The 19,961-nt window shown below is 65.7% G+C and carries 21 protein-coding genes and 1 pseudogene; 13 read left to right on the top strand and 9 right to left on the bottom strand.

What is annotated here, in order from left to right; translation table 11 throughout:
- From HSR6_RS01800 to HSR6_RS11370, 3 genes and pseudogenes are all read right to left on the bottom strand, one after another.
- Nucleotides 1-876 carry a homoserine kinase gene (locus tag HSR6_RS01800; protein ID WP_071932635.1) on the bottom strand — a complete coding sequence of 292 codons (876 nt, stop codon included), beginning with the start codon at nt 874-876 and terminating at the stop codon, nt 1-3.
- A 50-nt stretch (nt 877-926) separates the two neighbouring features.
- Nucleotides 927-1,079 carry a hypothetical protein gene (locus HSR6_RS11185; RefSeq protein WP_233488545.1) on the bottom strand — a complete coding sequence of 51 codons (153 nt, stop codon included), beginning with the start codon at nt 1,077-1,079 and terminating at the stop codon, nt 927-929.
- Between the two features lie 57 nt (nt 1,080-1,136).
- Nucleotides 1,137-1,319, bottom strand: a pseudogene (locus HSR6_RS11370) (transposase); the annotation flags it as partial.
- A gap of 163 nt (nt 1,320-1,482) precedes the next feature.
- On the opposite strand from HSR6_RS11370, the gene HSR6_RS01790 reads away from it, so the two are divergent.
- Nucleotides 1,483-3,363: a C69 family dipeptidase gene (locus HSR6_RS01790; protein ID WP_083426075.1), complete on the top strand. Its 1,881-nt coding sequence runs from the start codon at nt 1,483-1,485 to the stop codon at nt 3,361-3,363.
- Nucleotides 3,364-3,384: 21 nt separating this feature from the next.
- On the opposite strand, the gene HSR6_RS01785 is transcribed toward HSR6_RS01790, so the two are convergent.
- The gene (locus HSR6_RS01785) at nt 3,385-3,978 is read right to left on the bottom strand and encodes a metal-dependent hydrolase (protein WP_070364337.1); all 594 of its coding nucleotides are present in this window, start codon (nt 3,976-3,978) and stop codon (nt 3,385-3,387) included.
- Nucleotides 3,979-4,170: 192 nt separating this feature from the next.
- Here HSR6_RS01785 and HSR6_RS01780 point away from each other — a divergent pair, with 192 nt between their 5' ends.
- The 6 genes from HSR6_RS01780 to HSR6_RS01755 are packed head-to-tail and all read left to right on the top strand — an operon-like array spanning nt 4,171 to nt 9,856.
- A complete protein-coding gene (locus HSR6_RS01780; protein ID WP_071932633.1) occupies nt 4,171-6,030 on the top strand; it encodes a COG1361 S-layer family protein in 1,860 nt (619 codons plus the stop codon).
- A gap of 5 nt (nt 6,031-6,035) precedes the next feature.
- Entirely contained in the window at nt 6,036-6,926 is an 891-nt protein-coding gene (locus tag HSR6_RS01775; protein ID WP_070365893.1) for an ABC transporter ATP-binding protein, read from the top strand.
- On the top strand, nt 6,923-7,711 hold the full coding sequence (locus HSR6_RS01770; RefSeq protein WP_070364335.1) for an ABC transporter permease: 789 nt from the start codon (nt 6,923-6,925) through the stop codon (nt 7,709-7,711). The genes HSR6_RS01775 and HSR6_RS01770 overlap by 4 nt, the downstream gene beginning before the upstream one ends.
- 53 nt (nt 7,712-7,764) lie before the next feature.
- Nucleotides 7,765-8,958 carry an MBL fold metallo-hydrolase gene (locus HSR6_RS01765; RefSeq protein ID WP_071932632.1) on the top strand — a complete coding sequence of 398 codons (1,194 nt, stop codon included), beginning with the start codon at nt 7,765-7,767 and terminating at the stop codon, nt 8,956-8,958.
- Nucleotides 8,959-8,960: 2 nt separating this feature from the next.
- Nucleotides 8,961-9,443 carry a YeeE/YedE family protein gene (locus HSR6_RS01760; protein WP_070364333.1) on the top strand — a complete coding sequence of 161 codons (483 nt, stop codon included), beginning with the start codon at nt 8,961-8,963 and terminating at the stop codon, nt 9,441-9,443.
- Nucleotides 9,440-9,856 (top strand): DUF6691 family protein, encoded by a 417-nt coding sequence (locus HSR6_RS01755; protein WP_070364332.1) that lies wholly within the window; start codon nt 9,440-9,442, stop codon nt 9,854-9,856. The genes HSR6_RS01760 and HSR6_RS01755 overlap by 4 nt, the downstream gene beginning before the upstream one ends.
- Here HSR6_RS01755 and HSR6_RS01750 read toward each other — a convergent pair.
- From HSR6_RS01750 to HSR6_RS01740, 3 genes are read right to left on the bottom strand one after another with little or no spacing between them, the layout of a single operon-like run.
- Nucleotides 9,848-11,182, bottom strand: coding sequence for an MFS transporter (locus HSR6_RS01750; protein WP_071932631.1), 1,335 nt, complete (start codon nt 11,180-11,182; stop codon nt 9,848-9,850). The genes HSR6_RS01755 and HSR6_RS01750 overlap by 9 nt on opposite strands.
- Before the next feature lie 45 nt (nt 11,183-11,227).
- Entirely contained in the window at nt 11,228-12,427 is a 1,200-nt protein-coding gene (locus HSR6_RS01745; protein ID WP_071932630.1) for a cation:proton antiporter, read from the bottom strand.
- A 36-nt stretch (nt 12,428-12,463) separates the two neighbouring features.
- Complete coding sequence (locus HSR6_RS01740; RefSeq protein ID WP_071932629.1) at nt 12,464-12,961, bottom strand: cation:proton antiporter regulatory subunit; 498 nt, start codon at nt 12,959-12,961, stop codon at nt 12,464-12,466.
- Nucleotides 12,962-13,111: 150 nt separating this feature from the next.
- Here HSR6_RS01740 and HSR6_RS01735 point away from each other — a divergent pair, with 150 nt between their 5' ends.
- From HSR6_RS01735 to HSR6_RS01720, 4 genes are read left to right on the top strand one after another with little or no spacing between them, the layout of a single operon-like run.
- Nucleotides 13,112-13,624, top strand: a complete 513-nt coding sequence (locus tag HSR6_RS01735; RefSeq protein WP_071932628.1) for an ester cyclase — start codon at nt 13,112-13,114, stop codon at nt 13,622-13,624.
- A 51-nt stretch (nt 13,625-13,675) separates the two neighbouring features.
- On the top strand, nt 13,676-14,647 hold the full coding sequence (locus HSR6_RS01730) for a metal-dependent hydrolase (protein ID WP_071932627.1): 972 nt from the start codon (nt 13,676-13,678) through the stop codon (nt 14,645-14,647).
- 46 nt (nt 14,648-14,693) lie between these two features.
- Nucleotides 14,694-15,239, top strand: a complete 546-nt coding sequence (locus tag HSR6_RS01725) for a hypothetical protein (protein ID WP_071932626.1) — start codon at nt 14,694-14,696, stop codon at nt 15,237-15,239.
- A 34-nt stretch (nt 15,240-15,273) separates the two neighbouring features.
- A complete protein-coding gene (locus HSR6_RS01720) occupies nt 15,274-16,284 on the top strand; it encodes an aldo/keto reductase (RefSeq protein ID WP_071932625.1) in 1,011 nt (336 codons plus the stop codon).
- On the opposite strand, the gene HSR6_RS01715 is transcribed toward HSR6_RS01720, so the two are convergent.
- Complete coding sequence (locus HSR6_RS01715; protein WP_071932624.1) at nt 16,281-18,107, bottom strand: DEAD/DEAH box helicase; 1,827 nt, start codon at nt 18,105-18,107, stop codon at nt 16,281-16,283. The genes HSR6_RS01720 and HSR6_RS01715 overlap by 4 nt on opposite strands.
- A gap of 118 nt (nt 18,108-18,225) precedes the next feature.
- Between HSR6_RS01715 and HSR6_RS01710 the strand changes: the two genes are divergently transcribed.
- Nucleotides 18,226-18,645 (top strand): universal stress protein, encoded by a 420-nt coding sequence (locus tag HSR6_RS01710; RefSeq protein WP_071932623.1) that lies wholly within the window; start codon nt 18,226-18,228, stop codon nt 18,643-18,645.
- A gap of 22 nt (nt 18,646-18,667) precedes the next feature.
- Here HSR6_RS01710 and HSR6_RS01705 read toward each other — a convergent pair whose 3' ends face one another.
- Nucleotides 18,668-19,426, bottom strand: coding sequence for an Lrp/AsnC family transcriptional regulator (locus HSR6_RS01705; RefSeq protein ID WP_071932622.1), 759 nt, complete (start codon nt 19,424-19,426; stop codon nt 18,668-18,670).
- A gap of 307 nt (nt 19,427-19,733) precedes the next feature.
- Here HSR6_RS01705 and HSR6_RS01700 point away from each other — a divergent pair, with 307 nt between their 5' ends.
- The gene (locus HSR6_RS01700; RefSeq protein WP_083426074.1) at nt 19,734-19,928 is read left to right on the top strand and encodes a hypothetical protein; all 195 of its coding nucleotides are present in this window, start codon (nt 19,734-19,736) and stop codon (nt 19,926-19,928) included.
- The last annotated feature ends 33 nt before the right edge of the window (nt 19,929-19,961 follow it).

Raw genomic sequence — 19,961 nt, 5'->3', positions numbered from 1 at the left:
TTAGTGCACCGTCGCGCCGGACCCGATCATCGTGGAGAAGGTTCGAGCGTCGATGTCGATCGACTCGAAGGCATCCACCATCGCACCGGCGACGGCCCGCTGGTCGCCCTGATGAGTCACAGCCAGCAGTGCCGGGCCGGCCCCGCTGACGGTGACGCCAGTCGCGCCGGCCGCGGTGGCGGCCTCGACTGCCCGCTCGTAGCCGTCGATGAGCGCGGCCCGGGCGGGCGTGACAGTCGACTCGGCCATGCCCTGACCGATCAGTTCGGGATCGTTTCGGTGCATGCCGATCGTGAGCGTCGCGGCGTTGCCCACCGTCTCGGTCATGGTCGACAGATCGACCGTCGACGGGAGGACCCCACGAGCCTCACGGGTTGAAACCACGGTTTCCGGGAGACAGGCCACCAGTGGGACCTTCGCGTCCACGGATTCGACGCCGTCCTCCCGCACGACCGTAAACCCGCCCATGATGGCCGGGGCCACGTTGTCGGCGTGCGCAGAGCCCGAGACCGCCGCCTCGCCCTCGGCGGCGACCCAGACCAGGTCCTCGCGGGTGTGATCGGTGTCGTACAGCTCGGAGAGTGCCACGGCCGCGGCGGCGGCGCTCGCGGCAGAGGAACCCAGCCCGGAGGACGGCCGGACGCCCTTGTCGATGACGATCCGGGCCGGGGTTCCCAGTTCCTGAGCCACGACGCCAGCGGTGTTCTTCGCGGGGTCTGTCGGAATGTACTGGCTCCCGACGCCGCTCACTTCGATCGTGGTTTCGGGGGCCCGCTCGACCCGCACCACGTCCAGCGGGCGGTCGAAGGCCACGCCGAACACGTCGAACCCGCTCCCGAGATTCGCACTCGTCGCTGGAGCCGTGACCGTCAGCATGCACCTGCGTAGCACGGGATCGTGGTATAAGTGTGGCGACCCGGCGGCACTCACCCGACCAGATCAGACAATGCTGGCGAGTCGGATCCTGCGGCGGACCGGAGGTCGTGGACGAAGTTGAGAACCGTCTTGTAGGACCGGTCCAGGTCGCTGGCGATGGACGTGATTGACTCGGAGTCCGTCTGCGTTACTATATAGCACATTTCCGAGACGGATAGTTGGTGGTTCTCAAACACCGTTCCAGTGAGGTCTGTAAACCCGCGGTCACAGTTCTGACACTGATACCGCTGTGTCTCTTTCCGTGAAGTGCCCTTCTTTATCGTGAACGAAGAGCTACAGTACGGACACCGTACCCCGTCTGGCCATCTGGCCTCCCTGATTCGATCGAGACACGACGCGTTCTCGGCCGGTATCGGGGTGCAACGTGACTCCGAATGGGCCATCGAGACCATGTACCACATTTTCAAGCAAAAGCGTTCTGTCAGACAGTTGTCTTCATCCGGGCACCGAGAACGCAGAACTACACATGGCACAGTGTCACGCGGTAAAAGGACGCATAACTACAGACAGCTTCAAATATATATCTCCGGACGGGGGAGGCAGGTCATGAAAGGACCACCACTGACCCGACGCAATTTCGGGTCACTCGTCGCCGCGGGCATCACGCTGCCGTCGATCGCTGGGGCTGCATCCGGCCAATCCGACACGACTGGCCAGGAAGCCAAAATCGACGACCGGGCAGGTGGAACGGAGATCCACACACCGGAGAAGAGCATGGGGATCTACGTGGGGAGCGATCTGACCGAGGACGGTTCGACGATCCTGGCCGGGTTCGGCCACGAGCCGTCGAGTCACTGGCTGGAGATCGTCCCCCACCAGGAACACGATTCCGATGCGACCTGGACCGTGGGCGTGACCGAGAACGCCGACATCCCGGGGGAACTCACCGAGATCCCACAGGCCGAGGAGACCTACAAGTACATCTCCTCGATGTACTCCTTTTACGCGGGCTTTCCGCCGCCCCTGACTAACGGCGGACTCAACGAACAGGGGGTCGCCGCCCGGGACATCTGGTCGCCGTCCCGACCCGAACTCGTGGAGATGGCCGAAGCCGAAGCACCACAGACCGGACCACAGTACTCCGACCTGGCGAAGGCTGCGATGGAGCGAGCGAGTACTGCGAAAGAAGCAGTCGAAATCGTCGGCGGGCTGATGGACGAACACGGCTATTCAACCTACGGCGGGAACTCACACCTGTTCGCCGACGAAGACGAGGGCTGGGTGTTCATCAACTTCGCCCATCCCGACGGCGACCTGTGGGCCGCCGAGCGTCTCGGCTCGGACGAGGTTCGGGTCTCGTATCCGGGGTATATCCAGGAGTTCCCGGTCGAACACGAGGACGACCCGGATTACATGGGCTCGGAGAAGCTCGTGAGCTTTGCGAAAGGCCAGGGCTGGTGGGACGGTGAGGGTGACACGCTCAATCTGCTCGAGGTCTACGGGGCGGGGCAGTTCCCGGCCGAGGCAGACGAGTACTTCTACCCCGAGTTCTACCAGGGAGCCCGGAGCCCGCCGGATCGAGAGCAGGACCTCCGGGACATGAGTCCGGTGAGCCTGGAGGACGCCCTCGTCTGGATCCGTGATCCACGCTGGTCGACCGACTTTCAGGGCTACGGCCAGGTCGCCCACATCCGTCCGGACACAAGGGAGGAATTGCAGACCCTGTGGACGACAGTCACCTCGTCGGCGGGGACCCCATTCGTCCCAATCCCGATCGCAACCGAGGAGGTACCCCTCGAATTCGAGCAGCATCGTTACATGACGGCGGATGCAGCGAGTAACTTCCTCGATAAGAACTGGCAGCACCAGGAGGCGACCCGATATGCGACCCGCGAGTTCAAGCGGTTGCTCTACCTGACTGCCGAGCATCCCGAGGAGTTCTACACGGACGTGACGGGCGCGATCGAGGGCTTCGAGCAAGATCTGCTCGCGGAACGAGACGAGATCGAGTCCGAGGCGATCAGCCACTACGAATCAGGCGAGGACCAAAAAGCGCGTGACCTGATCACGGAGAACGTCAGGACTCGCCTGCTCGAAAGCCTCTCCCTCGGGATGGAACTCGCCGACGAAGTGCAGGCAACCACCCGGGAAGAGTTCGGGTTCAGACGGCCAGAACGGCAGGAGGCCCCCGGTGAGACGGCTCCTGGGACGAGTCAACCGATGGCCGAAGGTGGCTGGGGCGACATGGTGTACGTCTACGACGACGCCACCCACGAGTTCCCCCGAGAACACGGCAGTTTCACCGAGTCCGAGTCGACCGAGACGCCGACGACCACGGAACAGGAAGCAACGTCCACCGAAACACCCACGGAAACTGACACGGCGACCACAGAAACCGACGCCCCAGGCTTCACGGCCCTCACGGCGGGTGCCGGCGCGGGAGCTGCCGGGTATCTGCTGAAGCGGCACGTCGACAGCGACGACTGAGCGGCCACCCAGGCACGCTTTTCAGACGATCTCGCCGTCCTGCACGAGATGCACGGAGACGCCAAAGAGGAACAGTGCCGGCAGCACGATGGCCGAGTACAGCGTGGCCGTCGGCGAGAACCCCAGCGCCGGACCGGCGACGTAGAGCCCGGTACCACACGCCGCCCCGACCCCGACCCAGAAGGCCAGTTCGTGCAACAGGCCGCGATGCGCGGGCAAGATGGCTTGCAGGCCGTCGTCAGTTTTCGCCAGCACGATCGTCACCGCTGCAGCCACTAGCAAGACGACCAGCAATTCCGGTGGGACCGTCGGCAGGCGTTCGCTCGCGGAGCCCTCGACGACCGCGACGAGCAACTCCCAGTAGCGCCCGACGAAGACACCGATCGCGAGCACGAGGAGACTGCTGATGACAGCGACCAGCCGCCGACGGGGGATCGAACTGTTCGAGTCCAGATCCGGGGCCATTCCGCCCACGACGACCAATCCCGAGCCCAGCAGCCCCACTGCCGCGAGCCACGGGTCCCCGGTCAGGACGTACGTGAGCCCAGTTATCAACGGGGCGACAAGCATGGCGACCATCTTGGCCGCACCAACGTGTTCGTCGTATCCAGGCATGTCGACAGGAAATGGATGGGGCGGCAAAAGTCCACGGCTATCCCGGCGACGGCAGCGGGGTGGGCCGATCCGACGACGACCAGGGGCACATACTGTTATGGGCCAGCCAGGCGAACGAGCGAGTATGAACAGCGAAGCGGGTAGCTGGGGCGTGCACCGACGGTCCGAGGGGCGCCCAGAGAGGCGATCGTGATGAAACAACTCCGGGTCGTTCTGCTGGCCGTGCTGGTGGCCGGCAGCGTGCTCGCCGTGCCAGTGGCGGCGATCGAGGACCCTCGCTTCGAGACGATGGTCTCCGAACCGCAGCTCCAGCCGGGTGTCGAACAGTCCCTCGCGGTGACGATCACGAACGACGACGAGGACCCCGATGACCGCGTGGAGACGGCCTCGAACGTCCTGGTGACCGCGACTGGCGGCTCGACCCCGATCGACGTGCACTCCGGCCAGCGGCGGCTCACGGACCTGCCGGATGGGGCCTCAGACACCGTCGAATTCACCGTCGAAGTGCCGGCCGACCTCCCGGGGGGCACCTACGAACTACCGATCGAGATTACCTACGAGTACGAGGGCGACGAGCGTGAGACCGACACCATTTACGCGACTGTCGAGGTCCCCGAGCGACCGATCTTCGAGGTGACCGAACGGGCGACAGATCTCTACGTGGGCGAGACTGGCGTCCTCAACCTCTCGGTTCGGAACAACGGTTCGGTGCCCGCAACCGACGCGACTCTCGCAGTCGCCGCGCCGAATTCCGCACTGACCGTCGGCGAGGGGACTGCAAACGCCCACGTCACCGAGTTGGCACCCGGGAGTACCACAGAAATCGCCGTTCCCGTCACGGCGAGTCAGTCCGCAGTCGCCAACGCGTATCCCGTGACCGTCACGCCGACCTACAACAACGAGAACGGCATCGAGCGGACAGCCCCCTCGCTCTCGATCGGGGCGACACCGAAGCGCGGCTCCCGGATCGACGTTCGCGAGGTGACCGGGACAGTCGTCGCGGGCGAGACGAACCGCGTCGAGGTGACCCTCGAAAATGCGGGCTCCACGACGCTTACCGAATCCGTCCTGCACCTGGAAGCCGTCTCGCCGGGGCTCACTTTCGACGGGGCAGCCACGACCGCACAGTTCCTGGGGGCCTGGGCCCCCGGGGAGACCCGCACCGTCTCGACTGACGTGACCATTGGCGAGGGAGCCGAACCCGGTGACGCCCCGATCGAGGCGACTGTTGCCTTCGTCCATCCGACTGGCCTCTCTGCGCGGGCTGGACCCACCACCCTCGGTGTGGGCCCGCCTGCAGGCGGTCCCATCGAGTTCGACGCCGTGGAAATCACCCACCAGGGACCGGGGGCCGTGCTCTCCGCCCAGGTGACAAACCAGGGCGAAAAGCGGCTCGAAAACGCCGTGGCCACCCTGGAGTCGGTCGATCCGACGATCGACGTGGGCGGACCGGCGACGATCGGGACCCTCGACCCGGATGAGACGGCAACGATCGCCGTCGAGTTGGACGGTGCACCCGGAGTGAACCCTGCCACCGGGGCCTTCCAGGCACAACTCCAGTACGACCGCGCCGACCAGCCGTACCGAAGCGACCGAACGACGCTTCGACCCGCGGTCACCGCTCCGAAACACCTCTTCGAGGTGACGCCGCGAAACGCCACCTTCGAGATCGACGCCACCAACGAACTGCGGGTGACCGTCGAAAACGAGGGCGAGACACAATTAACCGACCTCAGAGCCCGGCTGTCAGTCCGGGAACCCTACACCAGCCAATCCCCGACCGCCTTCGTCGAATCCCTCGGCCCTGGTGAATCGGCGATCCTGACCTTCGAGGTCACCACCCCGGAGGACGGGGTCCCGACCACGGATGTCCTGTCCCTGAACCTGACCGCCGAGACGCCGGCTGACCGAACCGTCGTCGACGGTCCCCATCGGGTGCCGGTGACCATCGACAGTCCCAGCGGCGGGACGAGTGGGTCCACCGCCGTCGCCATCGGGGCCGTCGTCGTGATCCTCATCCTGGCCGGGGGCTGGTGGTGGCTCAACCGGTGACCGAGATGCCGGCGATCGAGGTTCAAGCGCTGACAAAGCGCTTCGGCGAGACTGTCGCGAACGACGCCCTCGAATTTCGCGTCGAAAGCGGGGAGATATTCGGCTTCCTCGGGCCGAACGGAGCCGGCAAGACGACCACGTTGCGAACGCTGCTCGGGTTGCTCTCCCCGACGAGCGGGACCGCCACCGTCCTGGGGGCCGACGTCCGGGACGAGGAACCACTCAGGCAGGCCCGAAAACGGATCGGCTACCTGCCCGCCGAGTTGAGTTTCACCGAGTCGGTGACCGGGGAGTCGTTTCTCGGCTATCAGGCCGCCCTGAAGGGCGATGAGCGACTGACTGAAATGACCGACCTCTTCGACCCGCCACTCGAAAAGCCCATCCGAACCTACTCCTCGGGCAACCGTCAGATGCTCGGCCTCATCCAGGCGTTCATGCACGACCCCGATCTGGTCATCATGGACGAGCCCACAAGCGGGCTCGATCCGCTCAAACAGGAACGGCTCAACAGCTTCCTCCGGGCCGAGCGAGAGGCTGGCACGACGATCTTCTTCTCATCACACGTGCTGGGCGAGGTGCGGCGAGTCTGTGATCGGGTCGGGATCATCCGCGAGGGCGAACTGGTCGCCCTGGAGGACATCGACTCGCTTTTGCGCAAGGGTGGCAAGCGGGTCCGACTCCATACCGACGAGCCACTCGACGAAGACGCCCTGGCCCTCCCGGGGATCGTCGACTTCGAGCAGGTCGGGACGGTGACTCGCTTTACCTTCACGGGGGATTACAACGAGCTATTGGCAGCGCTCTCGACGTACTCGCTGATCGACATGGAGATCGAGGAACCGCCACTGGAGGAGGTCTTCATGCATTACTACGGGGACGACCGGGGGGACCGATGACCGAGATCATGAAGTACGAGGCTCAACAACGCCTCAAAGGGACGTTGACGCTTCTGGTAGTGGTGAGTTTCTATCTCGCGCTTTTGGTGTGGCTGTTTCCCTCGATCGAGGCGGCGGGCCCGTCCTTCGAGGAGTACGCCCAGGCGTTGCCCGAGTCCCTGCAGGCGGCCTTCGCCATCGAGTCGATCACGACCATCGAGGGGTTTCTCGCCGCCGAGATCTACCAGTTCATCTGGATTCTCATGCTCGGGCTGTATGTCACCTACCTCGGGGGCGGGCTGATTGCCGGGGACATCGAATCCGGGCGCATCGACCTGTTACTGGCTGCGCCGGTCTCCCGAATTCGCGTCGTCGTCGAGAAGTTCGGGTCACTTTTGGTGCCGATCCTGGCGATCAACGTCCTCATGCCGGTCGTGGTGCTCGCCGCGGTCCTCAGTATCGGGGAGTCCCTGCCGGCCTTCGACCTGGTCGTCCTGCATGCCTTCTCGGTTCCCTACCTGCTTCTCGCCGCGGCGATCGGACTCTTCCTCTCGGTGTTCTTCGACCGGGCCGACATCCCCCAGCGGGCCGGACTGGGGGTTCTCTTCGCGCTTTTCACCCTGGAGACGGTGACCTACGACACGGACATCGAGTGGGTCGGCGCGCTGAGCCCGACCCGGTACTACGACCCGGCCGCGATTCTCGTCGACGGGGAGTACGACGTCGCCGGCGCACTCATCCTGCTTGCGGCCACGCTGTTGCTCGTGATCGCCAGCGCGGAGTGGTTTCGCCGCCGAGACGTGTGACCCTTGCAGGGGCACACAGCCTTATACTCGTCCGGACCCAATTCGTGACAGCGATGCACGAGCGCGATACTGGAGCGGCCGTTCCCGAACCGCCGGCCCCCGCCGAGTCGATCTCCCCGACGGCGCTCCGCGAACGGATCGATCGCGGCGATCCGGTGACGGTCCTCGACGTGCGGACCGCGAGTGACTTCGAGGAATGGCACCTCGAAGGGGAGACCGTGACAGTGGAAAACCGGCCGTACTACGAGTTCCTCGACGGGGCGGAACTCCCCGAGGATCTACCCCAGGGCGACCCGCTAATCGTCGTCTGCGCGGAAGGGGACGCCAGCGACTACGTGGCCGGCGAACTGCGGTCGGCCGGCCGGGACGCCGTCACCCTCGACGGCGGCATGGCCGCCTGGGCGCGCATCTACGACCGCAACGAGATCACCGATTACGACGGCCCCGGCGAGCTCTATCAGTACCATCGCCCCTCGACTGGCTGTCTCTCCTATCTGCTTGTCGACGGCGGGGAGGCCGCAGTCGTGGACCCACTGCGGGCCTTCCGGGACCGGTATGTCGAGGACGCCGCCGCCCAGGGCGCGGATCTGGTATACGCGATCGACACACATTGTCACGCAGACCACGTCAGTGGCGTCACTGCCCTCGCAAAGCAGGGTGTGACCGGTGTCGTCCCGGAGCCGACCACCCAGCGGGGGATGGAAGCAGACGTCGACCTGCTTCGCATCGAGGACGGTGAGGAACTCACGGTTGGGAACGCCACGATCGAGACCAGACACACACCGGGGCACACCAGCGGTATGAGTTCCTATCTCGTCGGCGAAAGCGTAGTGCTAACGGGTGACAGCTTGTTCGTGGACAGCGTCGCCCGGCCGGACCTGGAAGCCGGCGACGATGGGGCCCCCGAGGCCGCCAGACAGCTCTATCGAAGCCTCCAAGAGCGGCTCCTCACCCTCGATCAGGACGTGATCGTCGCCGGCGGACACACCGCCCCGAGTGACTCGCCTGGTCCCGACGGCACCTTCACCGCGCGGCTGGGCGCGCTCGTCGATCGCATGCCCGTCCTCTCGAAGCCCGAGGACGAGTTCGTGGAGTACGTCCTGGCCGACATGCCACCACGGCCGGCCAACTTCGAGCAGATCATCGCGGCGAATCTCGGCAAACAGGCCGTCGACGACGAGGAGGCCTTCCGCATCGAACTCGGGCCGAACAACTGCGCGGCCGGCCACGGGGCTTCGACCGGGTAAGGATGGTCTTTGGCCCACCCCTCGAGTTGTTTCCAAACGGAATTATCCACTACGCCGTCGGCGGCCTGCTCGTTGGCCTGGGCGTCGTCGTTATCTACCTCGGAACTGGCCTGACTCCCGGAGCGAGCACGGTCCTCGAATCTACCCTCTCGTATGTCTCGGATCGGGAGTGGTTCCAGCGACCCTCGCTCACTGCCTCCCGAAGCTGGCGGCTCGTGTTCACCCTCGGAATCGTCTCGGGGGCGGCCCTGTACGCACTCGTCCTCGGTGAGGGTATCTGGACGACCGAGGTCCAGCTCTGGCGGCTGGCGATCGGTGGCTTCCTCGTGGGTGTGGGCACCCGCGTCGGGAAAGGGTGTACCTCCGGCCACGGGATCTGTGGCATCGGGTCGCTCTCCGGGACCTCGGTTGTGAACGTCCTGCTCTTTCTTTCCGTTGCGATCCTGACCGCCGGGGCGGTCGCTGCACTGGGGGTGAGCCCATGAACGACCGCGGACTCGGCTTCCTGGGCCTGGTCTACGTCGGCGGCCTGCTCTTCGGCCTGGGGCTCGCGGTGAGCCAGATGGCCCGGCCGGAGGTCGTCCTCGATTTCCTCCAGCTCGAGGACCTGGGCCTGCTCTTCGTCATGGGTGGGGGTGCAGCCCTCGCCGGTGTCGTGTTTGCGATCGCGAGTCGGTCGGGCCGGTCCGCCCCCCTGACCGGCCGCCCCTACGGCTTGCGGCTCCGCGAGTTCGACCGGAACGTCGCCATCGGCGGCGTGATCTTCGGGGTGGGATGGGGCCTCTCGGGTATCTGCCCGGGCGCGGCCTACGCGAGTGTTGGCATCGGCAACTACCCGATCCTAATCGCCATCGCGGGCATGTTCGCCGGCGCGTACGTCCAGGGCGTGTTACGGTGAGCGGGCCGAAAGCGCCCGGAGTGAGCCGACGAGAACGGCTCCAGCCACCACCAGTCCACCGGCGACGGTGAAGGCAACGACGTAGCCGAAGGTGGCGAGCCAGCCGCCAAGGACGCTGCCGATCCCGCCGGCAAACGCCCCCAGTGCGGTATAACTCCCCAGCACCTCCCCGCGAACGGACGGGGTCGCGAGGCGGGAGACGATCGTGGTTCCGACCACCAGAATGACGGCCCAGGTGAGTCCGATCGCGGTCAGCAACACACCGAGCATAATCGTCCCAAGACTGGTAAGCCCGACCCCAGCGAGCAACGCGACCAGCGGGAAGAGCAGGCCCCGAACGAGCAGCGCGCCGGACTGGAGGAGCCGAACGTCCAGGCGGTCCGCGAGTGTACCCACTCCCTCGTAGAGCACAGCCGAGCCGAGACTGGAGACCAGGTACAGCGCGAAGACCCGCCCGGCGTCGAGGCCAGCCGCGGTCAACAAGTGTGGCAGTGGGGCCCAGAACATCGCAAAGCCCGTGAAGAAGAGGGCGGCGGCGAGGAGATAGGTCCCGAGAACCGAATCCAGTCTGGAGCGAAGGCGCCCGGGACTGATCGCCCGCGTCGACCAGTAGATGCGGTTGGGCGACATGGCGAAGGTCGCCTCCCGAACCCCACGCCCGGAGCGTTCCACAAGACGAGCGATTCGGCGGATCTCCCGCTCGCTTTGCGGACCGCCCGCCGGTCGTGGAAGGGTCCGCGCAGCGCCGATCGTACTCGCCGCGGCAAGGCCCGCGAGAAGAAAGAAGAGCAGGCGAGAGATCGCCTGCGGCTCGAACACCCGTGTCGTGACAAGCGGGACGACCGTCCCCAGGACGAGCCCCGCGGCCCAGCCATACCCCTGGAACTTGTTCACCCGGCCGATCTGTCGGCTCCAGGCCGACTCCGGTTGGTCGGCGACCACCAACATCGTCACGACCGGTCCGACCGCAGCCACCACCAGCCAGAGCACCGTGTTCGCCGCGATCACCGCGGGAATGGACTGGAGAAACGGGAGGATCACGAGCACGACGGTGACGGTCCCCAGTGTCACCAGCACCAGCGAGCGACGGTGGCCGACGTGACTCGCCAGTCGGCCGAACAGGATAGCCCCGGGAACACCGGCAAAGGCCGCCATCGCGGCCAGGATTCCCAGTTCCGCCGGGCCGGCCCCGAGCTGGACGATGTAGAGCGGAACCAGAAGCGACGCCCCGCCGAACGCCGCGGCTCCGAGCGCCCAGGCGAGAACCCACCCTTCGGTCCCCGGGGCCGCTGACGGTTCGGCGTTCGCTGGGGACGGCTCGGTCACTGACTGTGCGTTGGATCGTCGCCGTCAAAAATCTGGGCGGCCGTTTCAGGCAAACCGCCGACTGACCGCGTTCTCGATCGGGGTGGCATACTGCATCAGTGTGGTCCCCAGCACGCTCATCACGAGCACGTAGCCCACCGCGAAGGCATAAATCGTCTCCGCGAGACCGGTCGACAGCACCCCGCCCGCCCCCGAGAGCGCGAGCGCGGCGATGATGAGCGTGAACTCGCCCCGGGTCGTCATGCCCAGGGCAACCCGAGTCGAGCGACGGACGTTCAACCCGTAGATCCGGCCCGCCAGGTAGCCACTGGCGAGTTTCGTCGGGGTGGTCAGGAAAACGGCCAGGACGATCAGGCCGAGGACCTCTCCCAGCAGGAGCGGGTCGGTCACCAGGCCGATCCAGAAGAAGAATATCGCGGCGAAAACGTCCCGAACCGGCTCGAGCAGCGTCTCCAGCCGCGAGACGTGCCCGGTCGCCGAGACGGCCATTCCGACGAAGAAGGCTGCGACGGCCTCGCTCACGCCCAGTAGGAGCCCGAGTCCGGCGATGGGCACCACGAGTCCAAGCGCCCGAAGAACGAGAAACTCCCTGGAATTCGTTTCGAGCAGCGCCTCGAACACCGGCGTTCCGTAGTGGACGACGACCAGCAAGCCCAGCATGAAGCCCACGGCGACCCCCATCGACTGGACAGTCCCCGCGAGATCACTCCCACCGGCCAGCATCGCGGATGCCACCACGAGATAGAGTGCGATCAGGAGGTCCTCGGCGACCAGGGTGCCCAGTATCGGGCTGGCCTCGTCGTTGGCGATCCACCCGAGGTCGATCAGCGACTTCGAGATGATCGCCGAGGAGGAGATGTAGACCGCACCGGCGATCAGGAACGCCGGCAGGACGGCCCGAAAGAGGACATACCCCAGCAACAGTCCCACGCCGAAATTGATCGCGAAGTCGATCGCGCCGGCCGCACTTATTCGGGCCCGATCGGCCAGCAGTCGATCGAGATTGAACTCCAGGCCCAGGAAAAGCAGGAGGAGCACGATCCCCACTTCCGCGCCGAGTTCGACGAATGGCGTGGTCTCCAGGGAGATCGGGGCGACTCGGCCCGCGACGAAGGGGTTGAGCACCATCCCGGCGAGGATGTAAAACGGGATGACCGACTGGTCGATCCGGGCCGCAAGCGCCCCGACGAGCCCGACGGCTGCGAACAGCAAGCCAAGCTCCAGCAGGGCCGTCTCACCCGCCACGGGCCCACACCTCCGGGTCGATCCAGTCCAGGGCCATCACTCCTCAGTGACCTCGTCGGCGACCAGCGTCTCGAAGTCGAGGACCTGGGACTGGGTCCCGATCACGACGAGGACGTCCCCGGGCTCGACGGTGGTATCCGGCCCTGGCGAGGTAATGATCTCCTCGCCACGCTGGATAGCGACCACGAGGACGTCACTGCCCTCCCGAATGGCCGACTCGCCCAACGAGCAGCCGGCGAGTTCCGAGTCAGGGGTGACGGTGTACCACTCGAGGACGGTGTCCCCCGGGAGCATCGTCCCCTCGTGGTCCACCTCCACCGGCTGGAACTTCGCCCCCTCCAGGATCGAGCCGATGGTCTGGGACAGTTGGTTCGAGGCCTCGAAGACCTTCTCCGCATCGGCCTCCGGGTTCGGCTTGCGGTAGACCTCCCGCTTGCCCGTGTTGTGGATCACGATGACCAACTGAGCCCCGTTGTCGACATCGATCTCGAACTTCCGACCGACGCCGGGCAAATCGGTCTCGTAGACGGTCATGGCGTGGGGTTGTCGGCCCGAAACATTAAACGGGTGGGGCGGCCGATCCGAGATTGGTTCTCACTGGCGGAGAATTGCCAGCACTACCTTATATTTTGCCAACATTTTAGGACGCGTCGGTGCCCGGTTGGCATCGCAGGGGAGAGGACCATGACAGCAGAGAAAACCACGGAACAAACGATCAAAGAGACAGAGCGCAGATTCGTCGAGGAAGTCTGGAACGGTCGACAGTACGACCGAATCGCGGAGATGCACACCGAGGACTTCCTCGGACACTGGTTCGACCCGGAGCAAGACCCGACCGATCTGGCGGGGCTCGAACGGTTCATCAAGACCGCCCACGAGGGATTCTCGGACTTCGAGATGACGATCGAGTTCATGCACGTCGAGGAGTCGACAGTCACCGCCGGGTTCACCGCCACCGGAACGCACGACGGGGAGTACATGGGTATCCCGGCGACCGATGAACCGGGGAACACGCGAGGGATCTGGGTGCACAGATACGAGGACGGCAAGATCGCCGAGGCCTGGGCGGCCTGGGACGCCCTCGGACAACTTCAGCAACTCGGGGTCATTCCGGAACAGTTCTCCCTCGCCTCGTTCCTCGAGACCGGGGCAAGCCTGGCGACACGGGGTATTCTCAAGCGGAGCCACTCGGACTGACACGAGCGGCGGCCACAACACCCAGGACACTCCGTCACGAAGAGGGACTCGATGTTCGTGGGCCACGAGTTTTTGGCACTTGCCGCCGGAATCGCCCTCGCCCGGGCGGCCGGGTTACGGGCCGATTCGGCACTGGCAGTCGGGCTCGTGGCCGGCGTGAGCGCCGCGCTCCCCGACCTCGACGTTCTCGTCGCCGTCGTGGGCGCAGCGGGGGCCCTCGCGGAACTGAGCGTCGCCGGCTGGGAGCAGTTCTGGGTCGCCTCGGAGGGGATCCATCGGGGAGTTACCCACACACTGATCGCGGGTGGCAGTGCCGCCGTGGTGCTCGCCGCGAGTGCGGTCGGCCAGCGCGCAGCGAGGCAGGGCCGACGCGGGGAGTTAGCCGGAGCGATCGCGGTCGGGGTCGGGACGGTGGTGGCGGTGCTTGCTTTCCTGGGCCCGGCCGTCCCGAGGACGGGCTGGCTGGGCTACAGCCTCATGCTCCTCGGGGCCATCGTCGTGGGCGGGGTGGTCGGCTCGCGGACGATCCTTGGATGGCGACCCGTCCTCGGCGCTTCCCTGCTCGGGCTTCTCAGTCATCCCTTCGGTGACGTGTTCATGGCGAGTCCGCCCCAGGCCTGCTACCCGCTGGGGCCGTTCATGACCGCCCCGATCAGGCTGGCCGCCGATCCCACGCTGAACCTGCTCAGGATCGCACTGGTCGAACTCGGGGCGGTCTGGATCGGGCTGTTCGCGGTTACCCGTGTGCGGGACCTGAATATCGTGCGTGCGATCGACCGGCTGGCACTCGCCGGCCTGACGTTTCCGCTCTTTATGACACTGCTTCCGACCCCGACGATGGCCGCGGCCCACTGGCTGGGGTTCCCCCTCGTGCCGTTTGCGCTACTGGGGCTCGCCCCACTGCGGGACAGCGAGCGACCGGCTGAGGAACGAATCTACCGCTCGATCGCCACCGGGACCGCCACGCTCACCCTGGGCCTGCTCGCCTATGGGCTACTCCTGCTGGCTCCGGGGCTGGCCTGAATTTGACCGACACAAAACACATGAGTCGATGGGGCAACCTGCAAACATGACCGCCCGCCCACAGGTCCCCCTCCACGCCATCGTCCTCGTCCTCTCGGTGGTGATCGCTGCCCTCGCCACCCGGTGGACCCTCACAGCCCGCGGGGCCCCGGAAGCTCCCCACCGGTGGCCCCAGGTCTTTCTCAACCGACTGCTGGGAGGATTGCAAGCGGGCGGCCGAGAGCGGTACTACTGGGTCGGAATTTTGGTCTACGGGGCCGTCGTCTCCGGGCTTCACTTCGGCGGCCTGCACTTTGCCGTGTACGATGCGATCGCCCAGTGGGATCTGTTTACCCACGCGCTGAGCGGGGCCGGGGTCGCCGCCATCCTCTCGCTCACCTTCAGGCAGCAGGAAAGCCGGCAGTCACAGTGGTGGATCCTGCCGGCCGTCCTGGCCATCGGGGCCGGCTTCGAGATTTACGAGTTCGTCTTCAAGGGCTTCTGGCACACCTGGTCCTGGCAGTTCTACCTTTCGGACACCGTCCTCGACCTCGTGGTGAACGTCCTCGGGGCTGGCGTGTTCGTCGGGCTGGCCGCGCTCCGGAACAGTTGAACCTTTTTTGGCGACTGCCACCAATTGCGTGTCCATGACGGATCTGGCGTCGATCGACCTCGACTTCGTCGAACTCGGTGCGACCGGCATCCAGACCAGCGAACTGCAGTTTGGAACCTGGCGGTTCGGCCGGGAGACCCAGGAGGGGAACGTCGAGATCGACGAACAACGGGGCACAGAACTGCTGTCGGCCTACGAACAGGCCGGCGGCCGCTACATCGACACGGCCGACATCTACGGGGGCGGCCAGGCCGAGACGTGGATCGGCGACTGGCTCGAAGATCGGGACCGCGAGCGGTTCACCATCGCCTCGAAGATCTACTGGCAGACCCGCGACGGGGATCCGAACAGCCGGGGCACGAACCGCAAGAACATTCGCCATCGCATCGACACACTGCTGGACCGACTGGGCACCGAGTACGTCGATGTGCTCTACATCCACCGCTGGGACGACGCCACGGGTGCCCGGGAGCTGATGAGGACGCTGAACGGGCTCGTCGAGGCCGGGAAAGTCCACTATCTGGGAGCTTCGACGCTTCGGCCGAACGCCTGGAAGGTCGTTAAAGCGAACCAGATCGCCCGTCGGGAGGGCTGGGAGCCCTTCACCGTCCTGCAGCCCCGGTACAACCTGGCCGATCGAGAGATCGAGGGCGACTACCTGGAGATGGCCCGCCGGGAGGACCTGGCGGTCTGTCCCTGGAGCCCGCTCGGCCAGGGCTTTCTCACCGGGAAGTACAGCCGTGAGGATGGCCTGACCGGCGAGTCCCGGGCCGCCGAGTCTGACCGCTTCCGTGAGAACTACCTCACCGAAGCGAACTTCGACCTGCACGAGGAACTCGATGCCGTCGCCGAGGCCGTCGGGGCGACCCCGGCCCAGACGGCCCTGGCCTGGCTCATGCACCGGGACGGCGTGACCGCACCGATCGTGGGGGCCCGAACCGTGGCCCAACTCGAAGAGAACCTGGGCGCGGCGACGATCGAACTGAGTGACGAGCAGGTCGCTCGGCTCACGGAGGCAAAACCGGGGCCCTACGCAGGACTCTAGTCCGAACCGAGCGTGCGCTCGGTGACGGGCACCCCCTTGCTCGAGAGATGATGCATCTGCTGGACGGCGAAATCCGACTCCCGTGAGCCCTCGGTGGCGAGGACCACGACGGAGGCGTTACCCGAGGGGCGCATGATTCGACCGGCCCGCTGGGTACCCTGGCGTCTGGACCCGCCGAGACCGGAGGCGATGACCGCGAGTTCGGCGTCTGGCAGGTCGATCCCCTCGTCGGCCACCCGCGAGACGACGAGGGTGTCGAGGTCGCCCCGGCGGAACGACTGGAACAGCCGGGCCCGTTCGGCATGCGGGGTCTCCCCACTCACGAACGGCACGTCGAGGGCGTTTGCGAGCCGGTCGCCCTGATCGAGGTACTCCACGAAGACAAGCGCCTTCGCGTCGGGTCGTTCGGCCAGCGTGTCCCGGACCGCCTCGATTTTCGCCGGGTTGGTCGCGGCCAGCATCCGTTTCTGGTGGGTGCTGGCTGCAGCATGCTCGTCCTTGGCCGCGTCCTCGAAGGGGACATACCGGATCTCCACGCTGGGCTGTTCGACGTAGCCGGCGTCGAAAAGGGTGTCCCAGTCGGTCCCGATCGGCGGGCCGATCAGCGTGTAGATGTCCCGCTCGCGGTCGTCCTCCCGCAGGGGCGAGGCCGTCAGTCCCAGCCGATGGCGACTCTGGAGGTCGGCGGTCAGTCGATGGACCGGCGAGGGAACCCGGTGGGCCTCGTCGTAGACGATCAGGCCCCAGCGCCGGCTGTCGAAGAGGCCACGATGCCGGTCCATACTCGCGATCTGGTAGGTCGCGATCGTCACCGGACGGATCGATTGCTCGCCGCCGTGATACTCCCCGATATCCGCGGGGTCGAGGTCGGTGTGCCGGCGGAGTTCCTCGTGCCACTGGCCGGCCAGTTCCCGGGTCGGGACGAGAATCAGCGTCTCGGCTTCCAGTTCCGCGAGGATGCCCATCGCCGCCACGGTCTTGCCGCTCCCGGCCGGCCCGACGAGCACCCCGGCCCCGGCCTCCAGGAAGCGGTCCCGCCAGTCCTGCTGGTAGTCCCGGAGTTCGAGGGAGAGCGAGCACTCCAGCCGGTCGCCGGTGTCGAGTTCCCGCTCGTCGCGTACGGGATAGCCCGCCTCGTAGAGAATGCGCTTGATCTCGGCTTCGGCGCCCTCGACCACCCAGCTCGTGGCGTCGTCGATCGGGCCGTGAAGCTGTGTGTCGCCCAGTTCCTCGCGAGCGACGTTGCCCATCAGCGAGTCGCTCTGGGCTTCGAGTATCGTGTAGCCGTCCTCGTGGGTCCGAAGCGTGAACTGGCGGGCCCGCTGCCACTGGGACTCGATCCAGTCTTCGAGGGTTGGTTCGGGCCCGCCCAGCACGTCTCTCACGGTTCCGCGCAAGGACTCGAAGGAATCGTGTGGGGCCGCCCAGACGTCCGCCTGGCGGATCTCGTAGCGGTAGCCCGCCTGGCCGTTCGTGTCAGCGAGTCTGGCGAACTGCGAGAGCTGTGCGCGGGTGAACTGGGCGGGCTGGTCGACGACGATCTCGTGGCGGTCGGGAAACGGCACGACCCGCTCGCGGGTGGTCGTGTCCGCCCACTGCTCGGCGTAGAACACCACCGGATCGCCGTCGACTGCCACGCTCGATACCTGTCCCGCCTCGACCAGTTCATCGAGCAGGTCGGCCGCCGCGGCCTGGGTGTATCCCAGGGCCGTCGCCACGTCCGTCGCGGTGACGACGGGTCGCTCGGCGGCTTCGATGGCGTCGCGAAACGCCTCGATGGCCGCGTCGGGATCGGCGGGTGGCGTTGAATCGGACCGTGTCACGACTGGATTAGTCTCCGGGGAGTTAAGCCCGTTACCCTCGATACGAACCCGTGGATTTTCGCCATCGAACCGTGCTATCGTGGACCTCGTTTATGGTGCAGTCGCCCATAGATCCCGTATGGCAAAACGCGTTCTCGTCCCGATGGACGACTCGGAGATGGCGACACATGCACTGGAGTTCGCGATCGAGACCCACCCGGACGCGAAGATCACGGTCCTCACCGTCGTCGGCGAGCCCTCCTCGATGATGGGACAGGCGACTGGGCTGGCTCTCGCCGTGGATTTCGAATCGAAAGCCGACGAGTACGCCGCACCGGTCCTGGAGTCCGCAAGAGAGACGGCCGCCGCGGCCGGCGTCGAGATCCAGACCGATGTCGCCGTCGGGCACCCGGCCCGGGCGATCATCAACCACGCCGAGGAGTACGACCTGGTGGTGCTGGGCAGCCACGGTGGCTCGCTCTCCGATCGGTTGCTCGTGGGCAACGTCGCCGAGAAGGTGTTCCGACGGTCGCCGGTCCCGGTCACGGTCGTCAGATAGGGCGCTCGACGGCTGGGCGCGGTCACCGCGAGGGTGCACGCTCCCCGAGGAACGCCTTCAGGGTCGCTTCGGAGAGCCCCGATCGGGAGTGCAGCGTGACGAAATCCCCCGTCTCGATTCGCGTCTCGCCGGTCGGCGTGAGTGACTCGCCGTCCCGGTTGATTCGAACGATGAGCACGTCTTCGGACAGCAGTCCGGACGCCTTTGCCGATTTGAGGGTCTGTCCGGCCACGGCGGCGTCCGCCTGGACCAGCAACTCGAAGACCGCCGCGTTGCCCGCGAGGCCATCGACACCCGTGACCGGCGAGACGGGATCCGCCTCGCGAGGGCCAAACGGCGCGTAGGGCCGAACGTACTCCCGGTAGACGAGTTTTTCGTCGTCGATATCGACGCCCAGCGAACTCACGTGCTGGGCGATCTGGGTCAGATCGTCGGTATCGTCACCGACGACTTTCACGCTCAGATCGCCTTTTCCAGACATGTACTCCTGGACCTCGATGACCCCGGAGATGTCGAGGATTCGCTGGGCCATCTCCTCCCGGTCGTGATCGCCGGTCGAGCAGACGAAGGTGTAGGTCAACCGACCGTCGACCTGTTCGTAATCGATATCCGCGTGATACCCCCGGATGATCCCCGCTGACTCCAGTTTCCGAATGCGATTGCGTACCGTCGGCGCGGAAACGTCCACCGCCTCGGCGATCTCCGGGGCGGACGTGTGGCGGGCCTCCTGGGAGAGGTGATACAGGATCGTCTCGTCGATGGAATCGATACCCCGTGTCATCGATGACTGAAACTTGGTTTCGATCGGTAATATATGCCCGATATTTCGCTTCGTTCAGTGCCGCTGAAATATTTGCCCGAGGTGCCGGGCGGCTTCCGGTGAACGGAGCACGAAACAGCCACAGCACTGCCAGCCACTGATCAAACGATACCGTAATTTTGGCCTCGAAATAGCCCGATCGAATACCTAAGCGTAATTGTTTTACAGTCTCCGGTAAAGCACTCAGTATACCGATACGGGGACTGCCCACCCGGTCGACGCGGTGGCATCACCCGCCTGACGGAATTCGGTGTGGAGAACATGTCCCATGATCCGTAGTACACTTGGCCGGCCCGGAATCGCGCTCCTCGTGATCGTGTTCCTGGTCCTGTTCGTCGAGGACATTCTGATCTGGCACAACTCCGGAGCCCTTCCGGCCATCGAGTTCCTGCTGCTGGATGTCGCCGTGTTGGCCGTGTTGGCCCTCGCTATCAGGGAGGTTCGCCGTCGAAGGCCACCCTGAGAAGTGCAACAATTAACCCCATCCCATCCAAAC

Source organism: Halodesulfurarchaeum formicicum (genome assembly GCF_001886955.1).
Classification (GTDB): domain Archaea; phylum Halobacteriota; class Halobacteria; order Halobacteriales; family Halobacteriaceae; genus Halodesulfurarchaeum; species Halodesulfurarchaeum formicicum.
The sequence above is the reverse complement of the archived record's forward strand: the minus strand, read 5'-3'. Positions and strand labels throughout refer to the sequence as shown.

Coding starts and splice junctions, on each gene's coding strand:
- HSR6_RS01800 (WP_071932635.1), bottom strand. CDS start 876: ATGCTGACGGTCACGGCTCCAGCGACGAGTGCGAATCTCGGGAGCGGG.
- HSR6_RS11185 (WP_233488545.1), bottom strand. CDS start 1,079: ATGTGCTATATAGTAACGCAGACGGACTCCGAGTCAATCACGTCCATC.
- HSR6_RS01790 (WP_083426075.1), top strand. CDS start 1,483: ATGAAAGGACCACCACTGACCCGACGCAATTTCGGGTCACTCGTCGCC.
- HSR6_RS01785 (WP_070364337.1), bottom strand. CDS start 3,978: ATGCCTGGATACGACGAACACGTTGGTGCGGCCAAGATGGTCGCCATG.
- HSR6_RS01780 (WP_071932633.1), top strand. CDS start 4,171: ATGAAACAACTCCGGGTCGTTCTGCTGGCCGTGCTGGTGGCCGGCAGC.
- HSR6_RS01775 (WP_070365893.1), top strand. CDS start 6,036: ATGCCGGCGATCGAGGTTCAAGCGCTGACAAAGCGCTTCGGCGAGACT.
- HSR6_RS01770 (WP_070364335.1), top strand. CDS start 6,923: ATGACCGAGATCATGAAGTACGAGGCTCAACAACGCCTCAAAGGGACG.
- HSR6_RS01765 (WP_071932632.1), top strand. CDS start 7,765: ATGCACGAGCGCGATACTGGAGCGGCCGTTCCCGAACCGCCGGCCCCC.
- HSR6_RS01760 (WP_070364333.1), top strand. CDS start 8,961: ATGGTCTTTGGCCCACCCCTCGAGTTGTTTCCAAACGGAATTATCCAC.
- HSR6_RS01755 (WP_070364332.1), top strand. CDS start 9,440: ATGAACGACCGCGGACTCGGCTTCCTGGGCCTGGTCTACGTCGGCGGC.
- HSR6_RS01740 (WP_071932629.1), bottom strand. CDS start 12,961: ATGACCGTCTACGAGACCGATTTGCCCGGCGTCGGTCGGAAGTTCGAG.
- HSR6_RS01735 (WP_071932628.1), top strand. CDS start 13,112: ATGACAGCAGAGAAAACCACGGAACAAACGATCAAAGAGACAGAGCGC.
- HSR6_RS01730 (WP_071932627.1), top strand. CDS start 13,676: ATGTTCGTGGGCCACGAGTTTTTGGCACTTGCCGCCGGAATCGCCCTC.
- HSR6_RS01725 (WP_071932626.1), top strand. CDS start 14,694: ATGACCGCCCGCCCACAGGTCCCCCTCCACGCCATCGTCCTCGTCCTC.
- HSR6_RS01720 (WP_071932625.1), top strand. CDS start 15,274: ATGACGGATCTGGCGTCGATCGACCTCGACTTCGTCGAACTCGGTGCG.
- HSR6_RS01710 (WP_071932623.1), top strand. CDS start 18,226: ATGGCAAAACGCGTTCTCGTCCCGATGGACGACTCGGAGATGGCGACA.
- HSR6_RS01705 (WP_071932622.1), bottom strand. CDS start 19,426: ATGACACGGGGTATCGATTCCATCGACGAGACGATCCTGTATCACCTC.
- HSR6_RS01700 (WP_083426074.1), top strand. CDS start 19,734: ATGATCCGTAGTACACTTGGCCGGCCCGGAATCGCGCTCCTCGTGATC.